Here is an 18,784-nt window from a genome sequence, read left to right on the forward strand (position 1 = left end):
AGGCCGAGCCATTGAACATCACGCAGGCCATCGTGCGCGTGGAAATGTTGCACAGAGAGCGGGCGGCCACGTTGGGGATGAAATTGAGCGAATCGATGGCCGCTTGCACCAGCTCGCGCGTCCTCGGGGCGACTTTCTCGGGGTGGTTCAGCACCAGCGAGACGGTTTGGAAACTGACACCGGCCGCCTTGGCGACATCCTTGATGGTGAGGCGACTCATGAACGGGGCGGTTGGCGCAAGCGCAGCGAGGACGGGGTGGGGCGGAGCAGGCAAGTCATGTCAGGTCGGCGTCGGGTTGCAGCGGCGCAAGAGCGTGCCGCGCTGCGCAATCATATATGACGCCATGCACAACCGGGCTGGGTAGCCGCCAAAAAATGTTTTTGCGACAAGCGCATCGGATGTAATCACGAGGTCACAAATCTTCGAGAAAATACGAGTCCATTAGAACGTTCTAATGTAAAGCAACTGAAACAAAGTTGCCAAAAAAGAATAATGGCAGGGACTTATTGTAAAGACTGCCATTTTTTTCTTTCTGAAATTAGAACGTTCTATAAATGATAGCCCGCTTCGCATCCCGCCGCCATGGCTGATCCGGATGCGTACGCCTTCTCGCCACGACTTGTTTTTCAGGGGAATACCATGTCTTACCGCAGTGGAAGTCCGCAGTACCGACGTTTGTCTTTGATGAGCCTGGCGATACTGTCGGTGCTGCCGCTGCTGGCGCGGGCAGCCGATGACGCCGCCCCGCCTGCTGCCACGGCCCAGGCCGATGGCGTGCCGGCAGCCCAGGATGGGAGCGTCAAGCGCCTCGACAGCGTGGTGGTCACGCGCAAGCGCAGCCAGACCAGTGCGGCGGTGGCCGGCAAGCAGGTGGAAGAGCGAGTGATGGACAGCGTGACCCGCGAGCAGGTGGAGCGCCTGCCGGATTCCACGGTGACCGATGTGGTCAAGCGCGTGGCTGGCGTATCGGTCAGTTTCAACCCGGATAATGTGAACGGTCGTGACAAGGCCCAGTTCATCGCCATTCGCGGTCTCGATGGCAGCTACAACAACGTCACCATCAACGGTGCGCCGCTGGCCTCGGTCGACCAGACCACCCGCAGCGCCCGTACCAACATGCTGCCGGCCTCCATGGTCAAGGAAGTGCAGGTCTTCAAGACCTGGACTCCCGACATGGATCCCAATGCGGTCGGCGGCTCGGTCAACATCGTCAGCCGCAGCGCCTTCGATAACGGCGGCAAGCCCATGTTCAGCGCCACCGGTGCCCTCGGCCACGCCGGCGGCAGCGGCAAGGTAGCCTCGGGCGCGGAGGGCCTGGCCAAGAAGTCGGATGTCACCTTCAGCAACACCTTTGGTCCGGACAATCGCTTCGGCTACGTGATCTCGGCCAATTTCGAGAAGGAAAACACGGTCTCCATCGGTCACATGACCACCGACAACATCTTCTACAACTACTACAACGCCAACGGCAGCATCGCCAATCCGGCCGCCTCGGGCGGCCCCAACACCGGCAACGGCTTTCCGGTGCCGCAGCAGTTCAAGTACTGGCAGCACCTCAAGAACAGCGAGACCAGCGGCTTCAATGCCAAGCTGGAAGGGCGCTTCACCCCGGATGTCTACGGCTTCCTGGGCTTTGGCTACAACAGCGATTCCACCCACATCCTGCGCAATGAAACCTTCATCGACGACAGCCGCAGCACCGGCAACAATCCGGTCCTGAACCAGACCGCCACCAGCGGGCAGTTCGCGCGCGGCGAGGCCGAAGCCGGCTATGCTGCCTCCACCATCAAGCGCACCACATCGGCCCTGCAGGGCGGTCTGGACTGGAAGCTGGACGACAGCCAGGTGCTCTCGCTGCGTTCTTCCTACTCGCAAGCCCAGCACCGCGAACCGCGCGAGCTGGCCAAGTACATCTTCGCCAATTTCTCCTATCCGGGGGCGGGATCGGCACCGGTCCTGAGCGGCACCAATGCGCTGGGCATGAGCTACAACACCTCCGGTTTCGAGCCTTCGGTCGCACTGAACAATCCTTCCAACTTCACCAACCTGAACAACTGGCAGGCTTATTACTGGCGCAAGGAGATGGTCAGCATCGATGATCAGGTCGGCGACGTGAAGCTGGATTACCGCTGGAACATGGACCAGGATGCCCGCGGCCTGGGTGCCGGCGTGGGCGTCGATTATCGCCGCCTGGAGCACAGCTATGACTACGTCAACAACCAGTACTTCCCGACCTCGGGCGGGCTGACGCTGGCCGGCAATGGTTCGGTATCCGGCACCATCATGCCCTATAGCGGCGGCTTGCCCTTCATCCTGGTCAACGGTGCCCAGGCCTGGCAGCAGTTCGCGGCCAACCAGGGACAGATCGCCGCCAGCAGCGCCAACAGCGTCAACAGCCTGCAGAGCAATTACTCGCACAGTGAACAGACCGCCGCGCTGTATGCGATGGGGTCCTACCGGACCGATCGCTGGAGCGCATTGTTCGGCCTGCGCCAGGACAATACGAATCTTTCCACCACCGGCAATGTGCGCAACGTCAGCAATGGCAGCACCACCTGGGTGTCGCAGACCAAGGATTCCAGCTACAACTATCTGCTGCCGGCAGCGTCGCTGGTCTTCAGCGCCACCGATGCCGTCAAGCTGAAGCTGGCGGCGAGCCAGACCATCGGCCGTCCCAACTACGATGCCTATGCGCCCAACACCACGATCAGCCAGAACACCGATGGCTCGGTCACCGTGACCCAGGGCAATCCGGACATCAAGCCGCGCGAATCGACCAACCTCGATGCCTCGGCCGAGTGGTACCTGCCCAATTCCAGCCTGGTGTCGCTGGCGGTGTTCAACAAGAAGATCAAGAACGAGATCTACACCCTTTCCAGCCAGGGCACTCTGTTCTACAACGGCGCGACCCGGGCGGCCTCGATCACCCAGCCGGTCAATGCCTCCAGCTCGCGTATCAACGGCGTGGAACTGAGCTACGTGCAGAGTTCGCTGGGCTGGATCAGCCCGGCCCTGCAAGGCCTGGGCTTCAGCGCCAACCTGAGTTTCCTGGACGGCCGGCTCAACGCCGCTACCAGCAATGGCGGTACGCGCACCATCCAGAACCTGGTCAACCAGCCCGACCAGATCCGCAACCTCACCGTGTTCTACAACTACCAGAAGCTGGATCTTTCGGCCGCCTACAACTGGACCGGACGCAGCCTGCGCCTGGTCGACGCCAGCCTGCCCAGCCAGGATGTCTACTGGCAAGCCCGCAAGCAGATCGACCTGCAGGCCCGTTACGACCTGGGCGGTGGCTGGCGCGCCTTTGCCGAGGTGGCCAACCTGACCAATTCGCCGGTGACCAGCGTGACCGGTCCGAACAAGGACCAGCTCAAGGACACCTTCTCCATGGGCCGGATGATCTGGCTCGGGGTGAACTACAGCCCCAAGAACCTGTGATGCCCTGTTTCGTTTGACTCACCCTTTGTACCTCCCCCCTGTAAGGAAACGCCATGTCCAATCTTGAACAACTCCTGGAACTGAGCCGCCAATCGATGGGCATCATTCCCGTCCTGGCCCTGTTGCTGCTGGTCGTGCTGGCCGTCTCGGTCGAGCGCTTCATCTTCTTTGCCCGCTGCCTGCCGTCGGGCAAGCAGATCGACCAGGCGCTGCTGCGCGCCGATCACCGCAGCGATGCCGCCTTGCAGGAGATCGCCCAGCGCTATCGCAACACGGTCTTCGGCCCGACCCTGCATGCGGCCGTGGAGTCGCGTGCACTGGCCTCGGGCGAGGCCATGGATCGTTACATCGACGAGGCCATCGTACGCACCATGCCCGAACTGGACCGCGCACTGTGGCTGCTGGGCGCGGCCATTACGCTGGGCCCGCTGATCGGCCTGCTCGGTACCATCATCGGCATCACCGAATCCTTCAACGTGCTGGGCACCGCCGGCAGCAGCAGCGGGGCGGTCACCAACGGGATCGGCCACTCCTTGCTGGCCACGGGCTGTGGCTTGCTGGTGGCCATCGCCGGGGTGGCGGCCAATAGTTACTTCTCCAAGCGAGTGCGCCTGGCGCTGCTGGAGCTGGATCTGATCAAGCTGGTCTTCATCAAGCAGCACTGTCTGCTGGAAGAATCCATCGTGGTGCGTCAGGCCGGAGAGTCGCCAGCAGCCGGGCAGGGCAAGCCCGTCATCAAGCGCGCCGCCGAGGTCGTCTATGCCGGAGCCGCATCATGAGCCGCACCCGCTACCTGCAGTCGGATGAGCCGCATATCGAGATCATCCCGATGATCGACATCATGATGTTCCTGCTCATTTTCTTCATGGTGACGATGCTCAAGATGATCGATGTGAGCGGACTCAAGATCAACGTGCCGCAAGCCGCCAGTGCCGCCACGCTGCCCAGCAAGTCGCTCACCATCGTGGTGGACAAGACGGGGGCCATGTTCTTCGAAGGCAAGCCGGTCGAGCATGATGCGCTGGTTGACCAACTGAAAGAGCGCGCCCGGACCGCCAAGCTGGAAGTGCTGGTGGCGGGCGACAAGGATGTATCGCTGGAAAACCTGCTGCACGTGATGGATGTGGCCCGCGCTGCCGGGGTCGAAGACATCGGCATTGCGGCCAAGCATTGAGGTGGATATGCGTCATTCCATGACCCTGCCGCGGTCCGCCGCGCCGTCATCTTCCTGGCAGGATCAGCCACCCGCCGTACCCGCCGGCAGCGCCCTGCGCTGGCCGCTGGCGGTCGGCGTGGCGGTGGCGGTCGAGTGCGCCATCGTGCTGCTGGCCTGGCCCAAGGCACAGGTGCCCGAACCTCCGCCCGAACCGGTCAAGGTGATGAAGCTGGTGAGCATTGCCGAGGCACCGCCGTTGCCTGCGCCCACACCGCCGACACCGGTACCTCCGACGCCCAGGCCGCCGCCCAAACCGGTCCCGCCCAAGCCAGCGCCCACGCCGAAGCCGGCTCCGGTGGTGCCCGCACCGAGCGCGCCGTCTCAGGAGGCGCCGGCCCCGGTGTCTCCCAGCCAGCCTGCCCCTGCTGCCGCTGCGCCCAGTACGCCGCCGGCACCGGCGGCGCCTGCGCCCAAGGCCCAGCCCGGCGAGGTACGGCGCGGTCTGGTACCGCTGAAGCGGGTTGAGCCGGACTACCCGCCCAAAGCCCTGGCCAGCAATACCGAAGGTGTGGTGGTGGCCCACCTGACCATCGAGAAGGATGGCTCGGTCAGCGCCGTGCAGATCGTGCGCGCGCAGCCGCCCAAGCTGTTCGACCAGGCCGCGACCAAGGCTTTGATGCAATGGAAGTTCTCACGTACCGATGAGCCGGTGCTGGGTGAGGTCGAACTGCGCTTCAGTCTGAACTGAGCGTAACAAAACGAAGATTGCGAGATTCGCCGATGAACAGAAAATCCCCCGGCCGCCGCCATTTCCTCAAGAATGCTGCCCGCACCGGCAGCGCGGCGCTGGCACTGACGGCCTTGCCAGCCAGCATCCGCAAGGCGCTGGCAGTGGCTCCCTCGTCACCGACCGGCACCATCAAGGATGTGAAACACGTGGTGATCCTGATGCAGGAGAACCGGTCCTTCGATCATTATTTCGGCTGCTTGAAGGGCGTGCGCGGCTTCGCTGATCCTATCCCGCGTCCCTTGCCGGACGGCAGTCCGGTGTTCCACCAGCGCGATCAGCAGGGCCGGCTGGTGCTGCCGTATCGCATGGAGATGGCCACCACCAGTGCCGGGCGCGCCGGCGGCAATCTGCCGCATGCCTGGAAGGATCAGCACGCGGCCTGGAACCGCGGCGACTATGACAAGTGGATCGAGGCCAAGAAGGACACCGTGACCATGGCCTACTTCACGCGCGAAGACCTGCCTTTCCACTACGCGCTGGCCGATGCCTTCACCATTTGCGATGCCTATCACTGCTCGGTGCTGGGGTCGACCAATCCCAATCGCTTTCACATGATGAGCGGCGGCATCGACCTGCAGGGCAGGGCAGGTGGACCCATGACCTTCCAGCCGCGTACCGGCAGCTGGTCCGGGGTGCCGGGCGAGCGCCGCAACGGTGCCGACAGCTTCCGCTGGACCACCTATCCGGAGCGGCTGGAGCAGCATGGCGTGTCGTGGAAGGTGTATCAGGGGACCGATGAACTGCACAAGGACCACGGCGACTATCCGAGTGACTTCAACGTGCTGCAGTATTTCTTCGCGCAGTACCAGAATGCCGCGCCCGGTTCGCCGTTGTGGCAGAAGGCCTGCAGCAAGTTCACGCTGGCCGACCTGGCGCGAGATGTCAACGGCGGCACGCTACCGCAGGTATCCTGGCTGATGCCGCCCAAGCTCAGTTGCGAGCATCCCGACCGCACCCCCGGCTACGGCGCGCATTACATCAGCCAGGTGCTGGACATCCTCACTGCCAATCCGGCGCTGTGGAGCAGCACCGTGTTGCTGGTGAACTACGACGAGAACGATGGCTTCTTCGACCACGTGGCACCGCCCACGCCGCCGCTGCATGGGGGGCAGGGCCAGTCGACGGTAGAGGTCAGCGGCGAATTCCATCGGCTGGGCGACTATGTCAATCCGGCCGATGACCTGCCCGCCGGGCTGGGGGCGCGGGTGCCGATGATGGTGATCTCGCCCTGGTCCAAGGGCGGCTATGTGTGCTCGGAAGTGTTCGACCATACCTCGGTCATCCGTTTCCTGGAGCAGATCTTCGATGTGCACGAACCCAACATCAGCCCATGGCGGCGCGCGGTGTGCGGGGATCTGACCTCGGCCTTCGATTTCAGTCGCCGCGACGTCGCCAGTCCGGTCTTGCCCGACACCTCGGCCTATCGCGCGCTGTCGGATGCGCAGGCCCGCCTGCCCGCACCCGTTGCGCCTGCCAGTCCGATGATGCCGCAGCAGGAGCGCGGCATGCGGCCGGCGCGGGCCTTGCCGTATGTGCTGGCGGTGGATGACCGGCCGCTGCCGCAGGGGGGCGCTCTGCAGCTGGAGTTCCTCAACCCCGGCAAGGCGGGTGTGGTCTATCAGGTGTATGCCCGTCAGGAGAGCGAACGCTACCAGACCTTCACCGTACAGCCGGGCAAGTCGCTGACGGCGCAATGGGGTGGTGTCGGGCCGGCGGGCGTCTACGACCTGAAGGTGTACGGCCCCAACGGTTTCCTGCGCGAGCTGCGCGGCAGCCTGGACGCTGGCGGCGATGCCGGGCCGGTAGTGCAGGTGCGCCATGACGGCGAGCGTGGCGAGCTGGTACTGGCCTTGTCCAATCCGGGTGCGCAAGCCGTGCGCCTGGTGCTGCGGGATCAGGCCTACGGGCAGCCTGCGCGTACGGCTGCGCTGGCACCGGGGCAGTCGGCCACGCTGCGATGGCCGCTGCAAAACAGTCACCACTGGTACGACCTGCTGGTCCAGAGCGAGGACAGGCCGGGTTTTGCGCGCCGCCTGGCGGGCCATGTGGAGACCGGGCGTCCGTCCTTTTTCGTCACCTAGTCATTTCTTCATGGGTCATTTCAGGATGGCCCATTTTTACATTCATTCATCTACCAGGAAGTTTTCATGCATTCTCTTGGCCGTTTTCTCCTCACCTGTACCTTTTGCCTGCTCATGGATCAAGCTCTCGCACAAGCAGCACCCCTTGTCTGGCGTCAGTCGGCGCTGACCACCGCGACCGGCCCGGTGCTGGTGTCCTCGCACCGTAGCTGCTGGACTGAAACCTCGGAGAATTCGCTCGATGGCATCCGTCGCTGCATCGCCGAAGGCATCGATATCGGCGAAATCGATGTCCGCACCACGCGCGATGGCGCGTTGGTGCTGATGCACGATAAGACCGTGGATCGTACGACCAACGGACATGGCGCGGTGGCCGACCTTACCCTGGCCGAGATTCAGGCCTTGCAGCTGTATGCGCGAGGCGGTGGCAAAGGCGCGTCCCTGACCGCGCGCCGGGTGCCTACGCTGCAAGAAGCGCTGGCTGCGGCGCGCGGGCGCATCCTGCTCAATCTGGATGTCAAGGCGGCGGACATCGGGCCGATGGTCGCGGCGATCCTGGAGACGGATACTGCGCGCGACGTGCTGCTGAACATCAATGCGGGTGTCGATGCACAGCAGGTGGCCTGGGCGCGTTCGCTGGGCATTGCCGTGCAGACGCTGTATTTCGATGAAAAGACCGGAGCATCAGCGCGCAGCGGGCAATTGCAAACCATGGCCCGGCAGGAGCCGACGGTGTTGCAGATCATCTTCCGTGATCCCGCCGTAGTCGGCGAGGCAGTTCAGGCGATCGGGCGCAGGCCGGTACGCCTGCTGGTCAACACCATGGCGATCGACATCGACAGCGGCCGGCCCATGGATCTTGCCGGACCTTACCTCGATACGGTGGCGGTGGTTCATCCCGAGCAAGTGTGGGGCAAGCTCATCGCCAGCGGGGTGAGCATCATCCAGACCGATGAACCGCAGCGATTGCTGGCCTGGTTGAAGCGCAAGAAGTTGCGGTGAATTGGCGGTGATATGAGGCCAATTGACGTTGCGCTATCTCTATCTGCTACCATCACCCGCACATGACGTAGTAATTGCGGAACTCGGAGGATGCATTGCCAGCCTACTCGGATATCTTGGTTCAGGCCTTTATCGAAGCGTTGAAGCGCTGGGAGCAGGTCGAAGATAATTGGTTCTATGTCGAATTGCCTTTGCCCACCGGGAATATCGAGGTCGCCGCCGAGCTCGTCGTGGATATCCCGCTGAAGACCCTGGTGTTGTTCGACTTGGCCATCTATCCGAAGTCATCCAAGGAAATCATTCCTGGCAACGCTTCTCTGGTGAGGGTATTCAAGGAGGCGATGGCTGATTTGAAGGCGGTAGCCAGTCAGTTCGGCTACCATTCGGTTGTATTGATCGGACAACGGGTGATGAACAGCTCGTCCAGCAATCCGGGCCGACACATTATGATCAGGTTGTAAGTCTGCAGGAGAGGGATATGGTCACAACCACCTATGAAGATTTGGTGAGCGCATTGCAGGCTCAGGATTTCTCGGGGCCTGAAGCGGCGCAGGCGTATCTGCGCGGTGAGGAGGTGTCCATCGTAACGGCCATCCGGGTGACCAGAGTGGCGTTTGGCATTTCGATGGGAGAAGCCAAGAAAATCGTGGATGCGCATCCGGCCTGGCAAGATGCTGTGATTGGTGGGCGTCCTGTGCAAAACGCGGCTATTCAGATCGCGGAAAGCCGTCCTGTTAAACAGTCCCCAGCTTCCTTGCGCAGGCGTGTATAAATTGCTGCGCTACCGTCGCTGCGGTTCAAGATAAAGCCCTTCGGGGCTTTTTCTATTTCAATGAGATGCAATGGACGAAAAAAAAGCCCACGACCTTGCGGTGTGGGCTTCAATCCAATTCTTTAGGAGGAAATTGGAGGAGACAGGTGTGACTTTACTGCTCCGCACCAAATTCAGCCAATTTATCTTTCGTATATCAGATATTCGTTTTGGTTATTTCTCGATGGGCTCGTGTGAAGCCGCATTATCAGGCCGGGCCCGTGTTTTCACCCTGCAGCCCTTCTTCTGGTGAAGCTTCCTGCACACGTGGTTTGCACGGAATCTTGCAAGCCTTGTCCGTGGCTGGCTCGGCACTATATTGCATTGCCATAGGATCGACCACGTGCTCGGTCAGCACCGGCTCACCGACGATGGGCACGCGCAGCACCGTCGAGCAGCGCGTGCCATAATCCGGGGAGCGAATGAAGATGGGTGAGAGCATGCGCTCCTTCTCCAGTCCCACTCCAGTATCGGGCAAGCGGCAATCATTGGCGCGGGTGCCATCAGTGAGCATCTCGAAGAAGGTCTCTTCCGGCGCTCCCTGGCACAGCAGGCTGGCAAATTGCGCCTTGGCGCGGGTGAGCTTGGGCCAGGGGGTATCGAGCAAGGCGTTGGAGACGCCGTAGACGCCATACTCCAAAGGCTGTCCGTTGCGCGGATCCTCCTGCCCCCGGTTGGAATACCACACCATCGTTTCCCGGTTGCCCAGCAACAGGTTGAAGCCGTTGTAGCGTTGCGCTTGCGGTTCGATCTGGCGCAAGTAGGCTTGCGGATCAAGGTCGCTGGCCAGATAGTCGGCCACCAGTTGCCCGCGTGTGGGCGCATCGGCCCGTCGCTCCGAAGGCGCGCGCACATTGGTGAGCGCCGCAAAACGTCCGTCTCGGGTCACGCCCAGCCAGGTACCGCCGCCTTGTAGATCGCGCCCGGCGTAAATGTGGGGATGGTCGTTCCACCAGCCGGCATCGGCGGCGGGGCGGGCATAGAATTCGTCCCGGTTGGCCGCCAGGATCAGCGGCATGCCGGGGATCACTTTCCAGGCGAAGATGATCAGGCACATGGCGCGACATCCTCGAAGTGCTCGACGTGGCGTTCGCCGCTGATGAGCGCCGCTGCGCCGGAATCTGCCAGCGCGCGGTCCAGGGTCCGGGTGAAGTCCTCAGCGGAAGCGGGCAGGATGCCCTGGTAGATTTCCATCCAGGTCTGGAAGCCGTCTTGTTCGCCGGGTCGCCGCTTGAGCGCGCCGGCGATGCCCAGGCGCGCTTGCAGCATGGCTTGCACGCCCTTGATCTTGCCGAACAGGGTGGTCGCGTGCGCGCTGTCGACCCGATAGTAAATGTAGAGATCCATGGATACGTCCCTATGGCTGCGGTGTGGCTCGGGCGACGCGCCGCTTACTGCGGATCGGCCAGCTCATAGGGAAGGGCGTGGAAATGCAGGGCCGGGCCATCGGCGGCACCAAGATGAACGGCATCCTCGGCAGCGGCCAGTTTCATTTCCACCAGAGCCAGTGCGTGCTCCGCATCCAGCGCCTCGGCATTGACCACCATGCCGCAGGGCTGCCCCGGATCGGCGGCAGCGAAGACTTCTTGCCCGGCGCGTGCCTCGGCGCTGGCAATGGTGGCCAGCATGGTACGGCGCTTGAGCTTGCCGAGATACTGGCTGCGCGCCACGATTTCCTGGCCGGGATAGCAGCCCTTCTTGAAGTTGACGCCCCCGATCAGTTCGAAATTGATCATCTGCGGGACAAACTGCTCCTGTGTGGCTTGCACGATCCCCGGCACGCCCGCGCGGATCTCCGACAGCCGCCAGGCCAGGCTGGCCGTCGGGGTCAGATGCTGAGACAGCTTGGGCCAGGCGGCGGTGAGGATGTCGACCGGCGCGATCCACTGGTAGCGCGGGCTGCCGGCGGCATCGGCCAGGCGGATCAGGGTGCCGTGGCTGTTGTCGATCTTGGCGTAGGGGGCCGCCGGCAAGACCGGGAACCATTCAGCAAGGGCATTGGCCGTGGCCGGGCCGACCAGGCCAAGCACGGCACGTTCGGCACTGGCATCGGCCAGTTTTGCCTTGGCACGCATCACGAACATCTGCAAACGCTTCTGGATCGCCGGCTGCAGGCTGCGCGGCAGTTGCAGCCAGATGGCCTGCTCGTCGCGCCACATCAGGAAGGTCGCCAGCAGACGGCCCTTGGGCGAGCAATAGCCGGCCAGGCGGGCCGCACTGCTGTCGAGCTGTTGCACATCATTGGTGAGCTGCCCATGCAGGAAGCTGGCGGCGTCCTCGCCGGTGGCCGTGATCAGGCCCAGGCTGGTGAGCGGGGCCATGAAGCTTTCCAGGCTTTGCGGTGCCGGGGCGGTCGGGCCAAAGCCCGTGATGTCGCCACTCTCGGCGTCGAACTGGGCGCCATGTTGCGCCAGAAAGTCACGCCAGCCGGAGGGCGAAGAAGTCATGTCTGTCATAAAGGAAATCTTTTACGGATTACGTCTTGCCGGGTCGGTCGGTCCGGCAAATTAGGCAACTGTCGTGCCAGCGATTATCATTGATGCCTCGATTATAGTGATCTCCGAAAAATCGCGTCGGAGCAACAAGGATTTCGCCTCTGGTATGAAGAAGTTATTTGTGACATTGCTGGTGCTGGCAGCCTTGGTGGCGGGGGCAGGCGTCTATTGGTCCAAGCAGCCCATCGTGGAGCCGAACGGACAAGTGATTGCCTTCACCATCACGCCGGGCGCAGGCGTCAACGGCGCTGCCCAGCAGATTGCCGCCGCCGGGGTGCCGGTCAATCCGGACCTGTTTGCGCTGTATGCGCGCCTGTCCGGCGAAGGCGGCCGGATCAAGGCCGGCAGCTATGAAATCAAGCCCGGCTACACGCCGCAGCGCCTGCTGTTGCAACTGGTGCGCGGGGAATTCGCCCAGGAAGCGCTGACCGTCATCGAAGGCTGGACCTTCAAGCAGATGCGCAAAGCCATCGCCGACCAGCCCGCTCTCAAGCACGATACCGCCACCTGGACCGACCAGCAGATCCTGGCCAAGCTCACCAACGAATACACCTATCCGGAAGGCCTGTTCTTCCCCGATACTTACCTCTTCGCCAAGGGGGCCAGCGATATGCAGGTCTACAAACAGGCCTTCGCCCTCATGAGCAAGAAGCTCAACGAAGCCTGGGCGCGGCGCGACCTGTCGCTGCCGTACCGTACGCCTTATGAGGCGCTGACCATGGCTTCCATCGTCGAGAAGGAGACCGGGCAGAAATCCGAGCGCGGCATGGTGGCCGGGGTTTTCGTCAATCGCCTGCGCACCGGCATGCTGCTGCAGACCGATCCGACCGTGATTTATGGCATGGGCGACCGTTACCAGGGCAAGATCCGCAAAGTCGACCTGCTCACCGACACCCCGTACAACACCTACACGCGCGCCGGGCTGCCGCCCACGCCGATTGCCTTGCCCGGCGCCGCTTCGTTGGCGGCCGCCTTGAACCCGGACAAGACCGAAGCCTTATACTTCGTGGCGCGCGGGGATGGCACCAGCCATTTCTCCAGCAACCTGAACGAACACAACCAGGCCGTGAACCGCTACCAGCGTTGAGCCGGTCTTCCTTTACCGTTTTATTCATTGAGTAGCGATACCTTCATGGCATCAGGCAAATTCATCACCTTCGAAGGCATCGACGGCGCTGGCAAGTCGACCCACATTCCTTTCGTGACCCAGCTGCTGCGCGAGCGCGGCATGACTGTGGTCGCCACCCGTGAACCCGGCGGCACCGACCTGGGCGAACGCCTGCGCGAGCTGGTCCTGCATCACAAGATGCATCTGGAAACCGAAGCCCTGCTGATGTTCGCCTCGCGCCGCGAGCATCTGGCCCAGGTCATCGAGCCGGCCCTGGCGCGCGGCGACTGGGTCATCTCGGATCGTTTTACCGATGCCACCTTCGCCTATCAGGGCGGTGGCCGCAAGCTGGCGCTGGACAAACTGGACAGCCTCGAACAGTGGGTCCATCCCCATCTGCAACCGGATCTGACGCTGCTCTTCGATGTGCCGCTGGAAGTGGCGCGGGCGCGGCTGGATGCCGAACGCACGCTGGACAAGTTCGAGCAGGAGAAAGCCGATTTCTTCGCCAATACCCGCGCCGAATACTTGCGCCGCGCCGCGCAGTTCCCGCAGCGTTTCCGCCTGATCGATTCCACGCGTCGCATTCCGGTGATCCAGGAAGAACTGCGCGCCATCGTGGCAGCGCTGTGAGGGAGGCTGCATGTCCGTGACTTCTTCCGACGTATTGCTGCCCTGGCAGGGCGAGAGCTGGCGTCAGTTGCAGCAACTGCGTGAGCGCCTGCCGCATGCGCTGCTGTTCTATGGCGCGGCCGGTACTGGCAAAACGCAGTTTGTCGAAGCCTTCGCCAAGTCCCTGCTGTGCGAATCGCCCACGCCAGAGGCTCATGCCTGCGGCGTATGTGCCTCCTGCAACTGGTTCTCGCAATCGAATCATCCTGACTACCGGCGCGTGCGCCCTGAAGTACTGGACGATGAGACCGCCGAAGACGAGGCAGGTGAAGAAAAGAAAACCGCCAAGGCCAGCAAGGCCCCCTCCAAGGACATCAAGATCGACCAGATCCGTGCGCTGGCCGATTTCATGAACGTTTCCACCCACCGCTCGGGCTTGCGGGTGGTGATGCTGTATCCGGCCGAAGCGCTCAACACCGCCGCCGCCAATGCCTTGCTCAAGACGCTGGAAGAGCCGCCGCCGGGCACCATGTTCCTGCTGCTGTCCAATCGCCTGGACCGCCTGCTGCCGACCATTCTGTCGCGCTGCCGCAAGTTCGCCCTGACCGCACCAGGCCATGACGAAGCGCTGGCCTGGCTCAAGCAGCAGGGCGTCAAGGATGCCGATGCCTGGCTGGCCGAGCAGGGCGGGGCACCGCTGGCCGCTCTGGAAGCCGCCCAGGGCGAGGGCCGCGATGCGCTGGACGAATTGCTGCGCCACCTGGCCCAGCCCGGCGTGGATGGTGCCTTGCGCGCTGCCGACAAGCTGCAGAAAACGCCGGCCGCCGACCTGGTCGGCTGGGTACAGCGCTGGCTGTATGATTTGCTGTCGCTGAAGTCGGCCGGGGTGGTGCGCTACTACCCGCGGTATGGCAAGGAACTGGGGCGTCTGGCCGAGCGGGTCGATGTGCTGGCCGTGTCCAAGGCCTTGCGCGGCATGGGCGATCGCCGCGCCATTGCGGATCACCCCTTGTCGGCCAAGTTGTTCATCGAGGAAATGCTGATCGATTACGCGCGCTTGTTCGATTGACGCCGCGTCGACCAGGCCGGGCCTGCGGCAAATCGCCGCGCCTGGGGGGAAGCGGCGTGCCGGACCGTATAATTCCGGCATGATGTCGCTGACCTCCTTCTTCATTCCCGTCTCCGAGCAGATGAACCAGCCGCAGCACCTGCTGCTGTCGCGGCTGTTCTGGCTGCGTTGGGCCATGGTAGCGGGCGAGCTGCTGGTGCTGGCCGGGGCGCATGCCTGGCTGCATATCGCCTTGCCCTTGCCGGCGCTGCTGGCCTTGATCGGCCTGCAGGCCCTCATCAACGCTGCCACCTGGCTGCGCATGCGCTGGGCGCGGCCGGCCGAGCAGGCCGAACTGTTCATGCAATTGCTGCTGGATGTGGCGGTATTGACGGCGCTGCTGTATTTTTCGGGCGGTTCGACCAACCCCTTCGTTTCCTTCTACCTGCCGGCACTGGCGGCAGGCGCTGCCACGCTGGCCTGGCCCTATGCCTTGCTGCTGGCCCTGTGTGCGTTGGGATGCTATTCGGGGCTGGTGTACTTTTACCAGCCGCTGCACATCCACGACCACGGGCAGGCGATGGCCTATCACCTGGCCGGGATGTGGATCAATTTCTCGATCTCGGCCTTGCTCATCACCTGGTTCGTCAGCCGCATCGCAGCGGCCGTGCGCTTGCGCGACGGCCAGCTGGCACAGGCGCGCGAGCGCCAGCTGCAGAGCCATCGCATCGTCGCTCTCGGCACCCAGGCTGCCGGTGCCGCCCATGCGCTCAATACACCGCTGTCCACGGTAGCAGTGATCGCTGGCGAAATGCGCCGCGACATGGCCAGCAATCCCGCGCTGGCGGCCTATGAGGAAGACGTGCGGGTGGTCGAGGAACAGATCGCCGTCTGCAAGGCCGCATTGGAAAACATGCGGCTCGACGCCGATGCCCAGTTGCGCAATGAAGACAGCGCGCCCATCACGCCCTGGCTCACCAGCCTGCTGGAAGGCTGGCGGCTGCGCCATCCGGCCGTGTTGCTGGCAGCTGAGGTACATCAGCCGGGCTGGAAGGCCAGCCAGTTGCAGGACCTGTCGCAGATCCTGCTGACCTTGCTGGACAATGCGGCCCATGCCGTGCGCGGCCTCGGCCATCAGGGCGAAATCCGCATCCGCCTGGCACCGGCCGAGGCGGGCGAGGGCGCACCTGCCGCCTCCGGCAAGCCGGGGCGCACCATGGCGATCATCGAGGTCTCCGACAATGGCGCAGGCATCAGCCCGGAACTGTTGCAGCGTCTGGGCCACGGGCCGGTGGCCAGCAGTTCGGGCGGTTCCGGCATCGGACTGATGCTGGCCACGGCCAGTGCCACCCACCTGGGCGGCAAGCTGAAGCTGCGCTCTTCGCCGGGGCAGGGCACGGTCGCGCAGTTGCGCTTCCCCCTGGTCTGAACCGCCATCCTATTCTTCTGGTTTTACGGATATCCCCATGAGTGCCGCCTTCCTGATCCTCGATGACAATGACGTCTTTGCCAGCACGCTGGCACGTTCGCTGGCACGGCGCGGCTTTCGTGCCGTCGTCGCCCATACCGGCGAAGAGGCCCTGGATGCCGCGCGCCGCGAGCGTTTCGACTACGTCACCATTGATCTGCAGCTGGAAAAGGATTCCGGCCTGCAATGGGTCGGGCCGCTGCGGCAGGCGCTGCCGGAGGCGCGCCTGCTGGTGCTGACCGGCTATGCCAGCATCGCCACCACGGTGCAGGCCATCAAGTCCGGCGCAGATAATTACCTGGCCAAGCCGGCCAATGTGGATTCCATCCTCTCGGCGCTGTCGTATGTGGCCGAAGGCGAGGCAGTCGATGAGCCCGTATTGCCGGTGGAAGAGGCATCGCCGCTGTCGCTGGAACGTCTGGAATGGGAGCACATCCAGCGCGTGCTGGCCGAGCATGAAGGCAATATTTCCTCCACCGCACGGGCGCTGAACATGCACCGCCGCACCCTGCAGCGCAAGCTGGCCAAGCGGCCGGTAGCACGCTGAGCCGACATCGCGGGGCTCTGTAACGAAAGGTAAGCGCCCGGCAAGCAGGGGCGACAGCCTGTCGGCATGGCTTTACAATAGCGGCCATGTATATCGATTCCCATTGCCACATCAATTTTCCCGACCTGGCGGCGCGCTTGCCCGAGATCTTCGGCAAGATGGCCGACAACCAGGTCAGCCATGCCCTGTGCGTCTCGGTCGACCTGCCGGATTTCCCGCAGGTGCTGGCCCTGGCCGAACAATATCCCAACGTCTACGCCTCGGTCGGCGTGCATCCGGACTACGAAGACACCCCCGAGCCGACGCTCGACGAGCTGATCCGCCTGGCGGACCATCCGCGTATCGTTGCCATCGGTGAAACCGGGCTGGATTACTACCGCCTTCAGGGTGACCTGGAGTGGCAGCGTGAGCGCTTCCGCACCCATATCCGCGCCTCTCGGGCGACTGGCAAGCCGCTCATCATCCACACCCGCTCAGCGTCGGAAGACACCATCCGCATCCTCCAGGAAGAGGGTGCGAGCCCGCAGGCGGGCGGCGTGGCAGGGGTCATGCATTGCTTCACGGAATCACAGGCGGTGGCCGATGCGGCCATTGAACTGGGTTTCTACATTTCCTTCTCCGGCATCGTCACCTTCAAGTCGGCCAAGGACCTGCAGCAAGTCGCCCGCACCATTCCGCTGGAGCGCATGCTGATCGAAACCGATTCGCCCTACCTGGCACCGGTTCCGTTCCGGGGCAAGACCAATGAGCCGGGTTACGTGCGCCATGTCGGTGAATTCATCGCCGACCTGCGCGGCATCAGTGCGGCCGAAGTGGCGCGCCAGACCTCTGACAATTTCTTCAAGCTGTTCGGAATCAAGCCATGACCCTGCTGGAAAAGCTGCGCGCCCGCTTCGGCGGCATCGGCCGTATCGTCCTTTATACCTCGCTGCTGTTGCCGGGGGCCGCCCGTGCGGGAGCGTATGAAGATTATTTCCAGGCCATCCGCATGGACAACGTCTATTTCCTCAAGCAGCTGATGCAGCGCGGCATGGGGCCCAACTTGATCGAGCCCAAGCGCGGCTATACCGGCCTGATGCTGGCCATCCGTGAAGATTCGATGAAGGCTTTCGACGTGCTGGTCAATGCGCCCGATGTGAACCTGGAAGCCCAGGCCACCAACGGCGACACACCGCTGATGCTGGCCTCCTTCTACGGCAATATCCCGGTGGTGAAGCTGTTGCTGGCGCGCGAGGTCGAGGTCAATCGTCCCGGCTGGACCGCCCTGCATTACGCCGCCATCAATGGCAGCTCCGAGATCGTCAAGCTGCTGCTGGATGCCTCGGCCTATGTCGATGCCGAGTCCCCCGATGACAAGATGACGCCGGTCATGCTGGCCGCCATGCGCGGCCGCGTTGCGGCAGTGGAAGTGCTGCGCGACAACGGCGCTGATCTCACGCTCAAGAACAAGGATGGCTTGACTGCCATGGACCTGGCTCGCCGCTACGGGCAGGAGGGCGTGATCGACGTGCTCAACGTCAAACCGCGCCAGTAAGCCGCACATTCGGTCCCGCAAAAGGAAACGTCCCGGCCACCTCACGGTGGACCGGGACGTTTTACATGGTCGGCTGCTTCAGCGCACCAGGATCTGCGGACCGACGTCCTTGATGTCCTTGGTACCGGTCAGCGCCATGCTGACGTCGAGCTCCTTGTGCATGATTTCCAGCATCTGCGACACGCCTTCGCCGCCCATGGCACCCAGGCTGTAGAGGAAGGCGCGGCCGATCATGGTGCCGCGTGCGCCCAGGGCGACCGCCTTCAACACATCCTGGCCGGAGCGGATGCCGCCGTCGAACCAGACTTCGATCTGGTCGCCGACGGCTTCGGCGATGGCGGGCAGGGCTTCGATGGAGGACATGGCCCCATCGAGCTGGCGGCCACCGTGGTTGGAGACCACGATGGCATCGGCACCGCTTTGCACGGCCAGTTTGGCATCTTCCACATCGAGGATTCCCTTGAGGATCAGCTTGCCGCCCCATTGCTGCTTGATCCAGGCGACATCTTCCCAGTTCAGGGTCGGGTCGAACTGGCTGGCGGTCCACTTGGACAGCGTCTGCACGCCGCCGGCACCTTCACCGCCCTTAATGTGGCCGGCCAGGTTGCCGAAGGTCTTGCGGCCGCCCAGTGCACGCAGCGCCCAGCCGGGCTTGCTGGCCAGGTCGAGCAGGGTGTCGAGGGTCAGCTT

Annotated in this window: 20 protein-coding genes; 15 read left to right on the forward strand and 5 right to left on the reverse strand. The window is 63.2% G+C overall.

Translation table 11 applies throughout. From position 1 onward, the window contains the following. A partial coding sequence (locus tag B3873_RS21600) for a helix-turn-helix transcriptional regulator (RefSeq protein ID WP_286868990.1) occupies window positions 1–220 on the reverse strand: 220 nt, incomplete at its 3' end. A 465-nt stretch (window positions 221–685) separates the two neighbouring features. Here B3873_RS21600 and B3873_RS21605 point away from each other — a divergent pair. The 8 genes from B3873_RS21605 to B3873_RS21640 all read left to right on the forward strand — a co-directional run bounded on the left by B3873_RS21605 (window position 686) and on the right by B3873_RS21640 (window position 9,243). Continuing rightward, window positions 686–3,442, forward strand: coding sequence for a TonB-dependent receptor (locus B3873_RS21605; protein ID WP_286868992.1), 2,757 nt, complete (start codon window positions 686–688; stop codon window positions 3,440–3,442). Between the two features lie 53 nt (window positions 3,443–3,495). Further along, window positions 3,496–4,221, forward strand: coding sequence for a MotA/TolQ/ExbB proton channel family protein (locus B3873_RS21610; RefSeq protein ID WP_039787888.1), 726 nt, complete (start codon window positions 3,496–3,498; stop codon window positions 4,219–4,221). Next, window positions 4,218–4,616 carry an ExbD/TolR family protein gene (locus B3873_RS21615; RefSeq protein ID WP_134222592.1) on the forward strand — a complete coding sequence of 133 codons (399 nt, stop codon included), beginning with the start codon at window positions 4,218–4,220 and terminating at the stop codon, window positions 4,614–4,616. Before B3873_RS21610 ends, B3873_RS21615 begins: the two co-directional genes overlap by 4 nt. Before the next feature lie 19 nt (window positions 4,617–4,635). After that, the gene (locus B3873_RS21620; RefSeq protein WP_286868995.1) at window positions 4,636–5,346 is read left to right on the forward strand and encodes an energy transducer TonB; all 711 of its coding nucleotides are present in this window, start codon (window positions 4,636–4,638) and stop codon (window positions 5,344–5,346) included. Window positions 5,347–5,378: 32 nt separating this feature from the next. Further along, window positions 5,379–7,469, forward strand: a complete 2,091-nt coding sequence (locus B3873_RS21625; protein ID WP_286868997.1) for a phosphocholine-specific phospholipase C — start codon at window positions 5,379–5,381, stop codon at window positions 7,467–7,469. Between the two features lie 114 nt (window positions 7,470–7,583). Next, the gene (locus tag B3873_RS21630) at window positions 7,584–8,471 is read left to right on the forward strand and encodes a glycerophosphodiester phosphodiesterase family protein (RefSeq protein ID WP_286868999.1); all 888 of its coding nucleotides are present in this window, start codon (window positions 7,584–7,586) and stop codon (window positions 8,469–8,471) included. Between the two features lie 95 nt (window positions 8,472–8,566). After that, window positions 8,567–8,932 (forward strand): hypothetical protein, encoded by a 366-nt coding sequence (locus B3873_RS21635; protein WP_121041471.1) that lies wholly within the window; start codon window positions 8,567–8,569, stop codon window positions 8,930–8,932. Window positions 8,933–8,949: 17 nt separating this feature from the next. Next, window positions 8,950–9,243, forward strand: coding sequence for a hypothetical protein (locus B3873_RS21640; RefSeq protein ID WP_286869002.1), 294 nt, complete (start codon window positions 8,950–8,952; stop codon window positions 9,241–9,243). A 247-nt stretch (window positions 9,244–9,490) separates the two neighbouring features. On the opposite strand, the gene B3873_RS21645 is transcribed toward B3873_RS21640, so the two are convergent. Genes B3873_RS21645 through B3873_RS21655 form a run of 3 tightly spaced genes read right to left on the reverse strand, consistent with a single transcriptional unit; the run spans window position 9,491 to window position 11,738 of the window. Beyond that, window positions 9,491–10,339 carry an NRDE family protein gene (locus B3873_RS21645; protein ID WP_039787878.1) on the reverse strand — a complete coding sequence of 283 codons (849 nt, stop codon included), beginning with the start codon at window positions 10,337–10,339 and terminating at the stop codon, window positions 9,491–9,493. Further along, complete coding sequence (locus B3873_RS21650) at window positions 10,330–10,629, reverse strand: DUF4936 family protein (protein WP_286869005.1); 300 nt, start codon at window positions 10,627–10,629, stop codon at window positions 10,330–10,332. The genes B3873_RS21645 and B3873_RS21650 overlap by 10 nt, the downstream gene beginning before the upstream one ends. A 44-nt stretch (window positions 10,630–10,673) precedes the next feature. Then, window positions 10,674–11,738, reverse strand: a complete 1,065-nt coding sequence (locus B3873_RS21655) for a YgfZ/GcvT domain-containing protein (RefSeq protein ID WP_286869007.1) — start codon at window positions 11,736–11,738, stop codon at window positions 10,674–10,676. A gap of 145 nt (window positions 11,739–11,883) precedes the next feature. Between B3873_RS21655 and mltG the strand changes: the two genes are divergently transcribed. The 7 genes from mltG to B3873_RS21690 all read left to right on the forward strand — a co-directional run bounded on the left by mltG (window position 11,884) and on the right by B3873_RS21690 (window position 18,094). After that, window positions 11,884–12,864, forward strand: coding sequence for an endolytic transglycosylase MltG (gene mltG / locus B3873_RS21660; RefSeq protein WP_039787874.1), 981 nt, complete (start codon window positions 11,884–11,886; stop codon window positions 12,862–12,864). A gap of 45 nt (window positions 12,865–12,909) precedes the next feature. Then, window positions 12,910–13,518 carry a dTMP kinase gene (gene tmk / locus B3873_RS21665; protein WP_286869008.1) on the forward strand — a complete coding sequence of 203 codons (609 nt, stop codon included), beginning with the start codon at window positions 12,910–12,912 and terminating at the stop codon, window positions 13,516–13,518. 10 nt (window positions 13,519–13,528) lie between these two features. After that, window positions 13,529–14,566, forward strand: coding sequence for a DNA polymerase III subunit delta' (locus B3873_RS21670; RefSeq protein WP_286869010.1), 1,038 nt, complete (start codon window positions 13,529–13,531; stop codon window positions 14,564–14,566). Window positions 14,567–14,645: 79 nt separating this feature from the next. Beyond that, window positions 14,646–15,974, forward strand: coding sequence for an ATP-binding protein (locus tag B3873_RS21675; RefSeq protein WP_134222584.1), 1,329 nt, complete (start codon window positions 14,646–14,648; stop codon window positions 15,972–15,974). Window positions 15,975–16,011: 37 nt separating this feature from the next. Continuing rightward, on the forward strand, window positions 16,012–16,560 hold the full coding sequence (locus B3873_RS21680) for a response regulator transcription factor (protein ID WP_034331579.1): 549 nt from the start codon (window positions 16,012–16,014) through the stop codon (window positions 16,558–16,560). A gap of 86 nt (window positions 16,561–16,646) precedes the next feature. Beyond that, window positions 16,647–17,426: a TatD family hydrolase gene (locus B3873_RS21685; protein ID WP_034331577.1), complete on the forward strand. Its 780-nt coding sequence runs from the start codon at window positions 16,647–16,649 to the stop codon at window positions 17,424–17,426. Next, the gene (locus B3873_RS21690) at window positions 17,423–18,094 is read left to right on the forward strand and encodes an ankyrin repeat domain-containing protein (protein ID WP_034331576.1); all 672 of its coding nucleotides are present in this window, start codon (window positions 17,423–17,425) and stop codon (window positions 18,092–18,094) included. The genes B3873_RS21685 and B3873_RS21690 overlap by 4 nt, the downstream gene beginning before the upstream one ends. 78 nt (window positions 18,095–18,172) lie before the next feature. Here B3873_RS21690 and B3873_RS21695 read toward each other — a convergent pair. After that, a partial coding sequence (locus B3873_RS21695) for an alpha-hydroxy acid oxidase (RefSeq protein ID WP_286869015.1) occupies window positions 18,173–18,784 on the reverse strand: 612 nt, incomplete at its 5' end.

The sequence above is a fragment of the Herbaspirillum sp. UBA812 genome, assembly GCF_002296545.1.
GTDB lineage: Bacteria > Pseudomonadota > Gammaproteobacteria > Burkholderiales > Burkholderiaceae_D > Herbaspirillum > Herbaspirillum huttiense.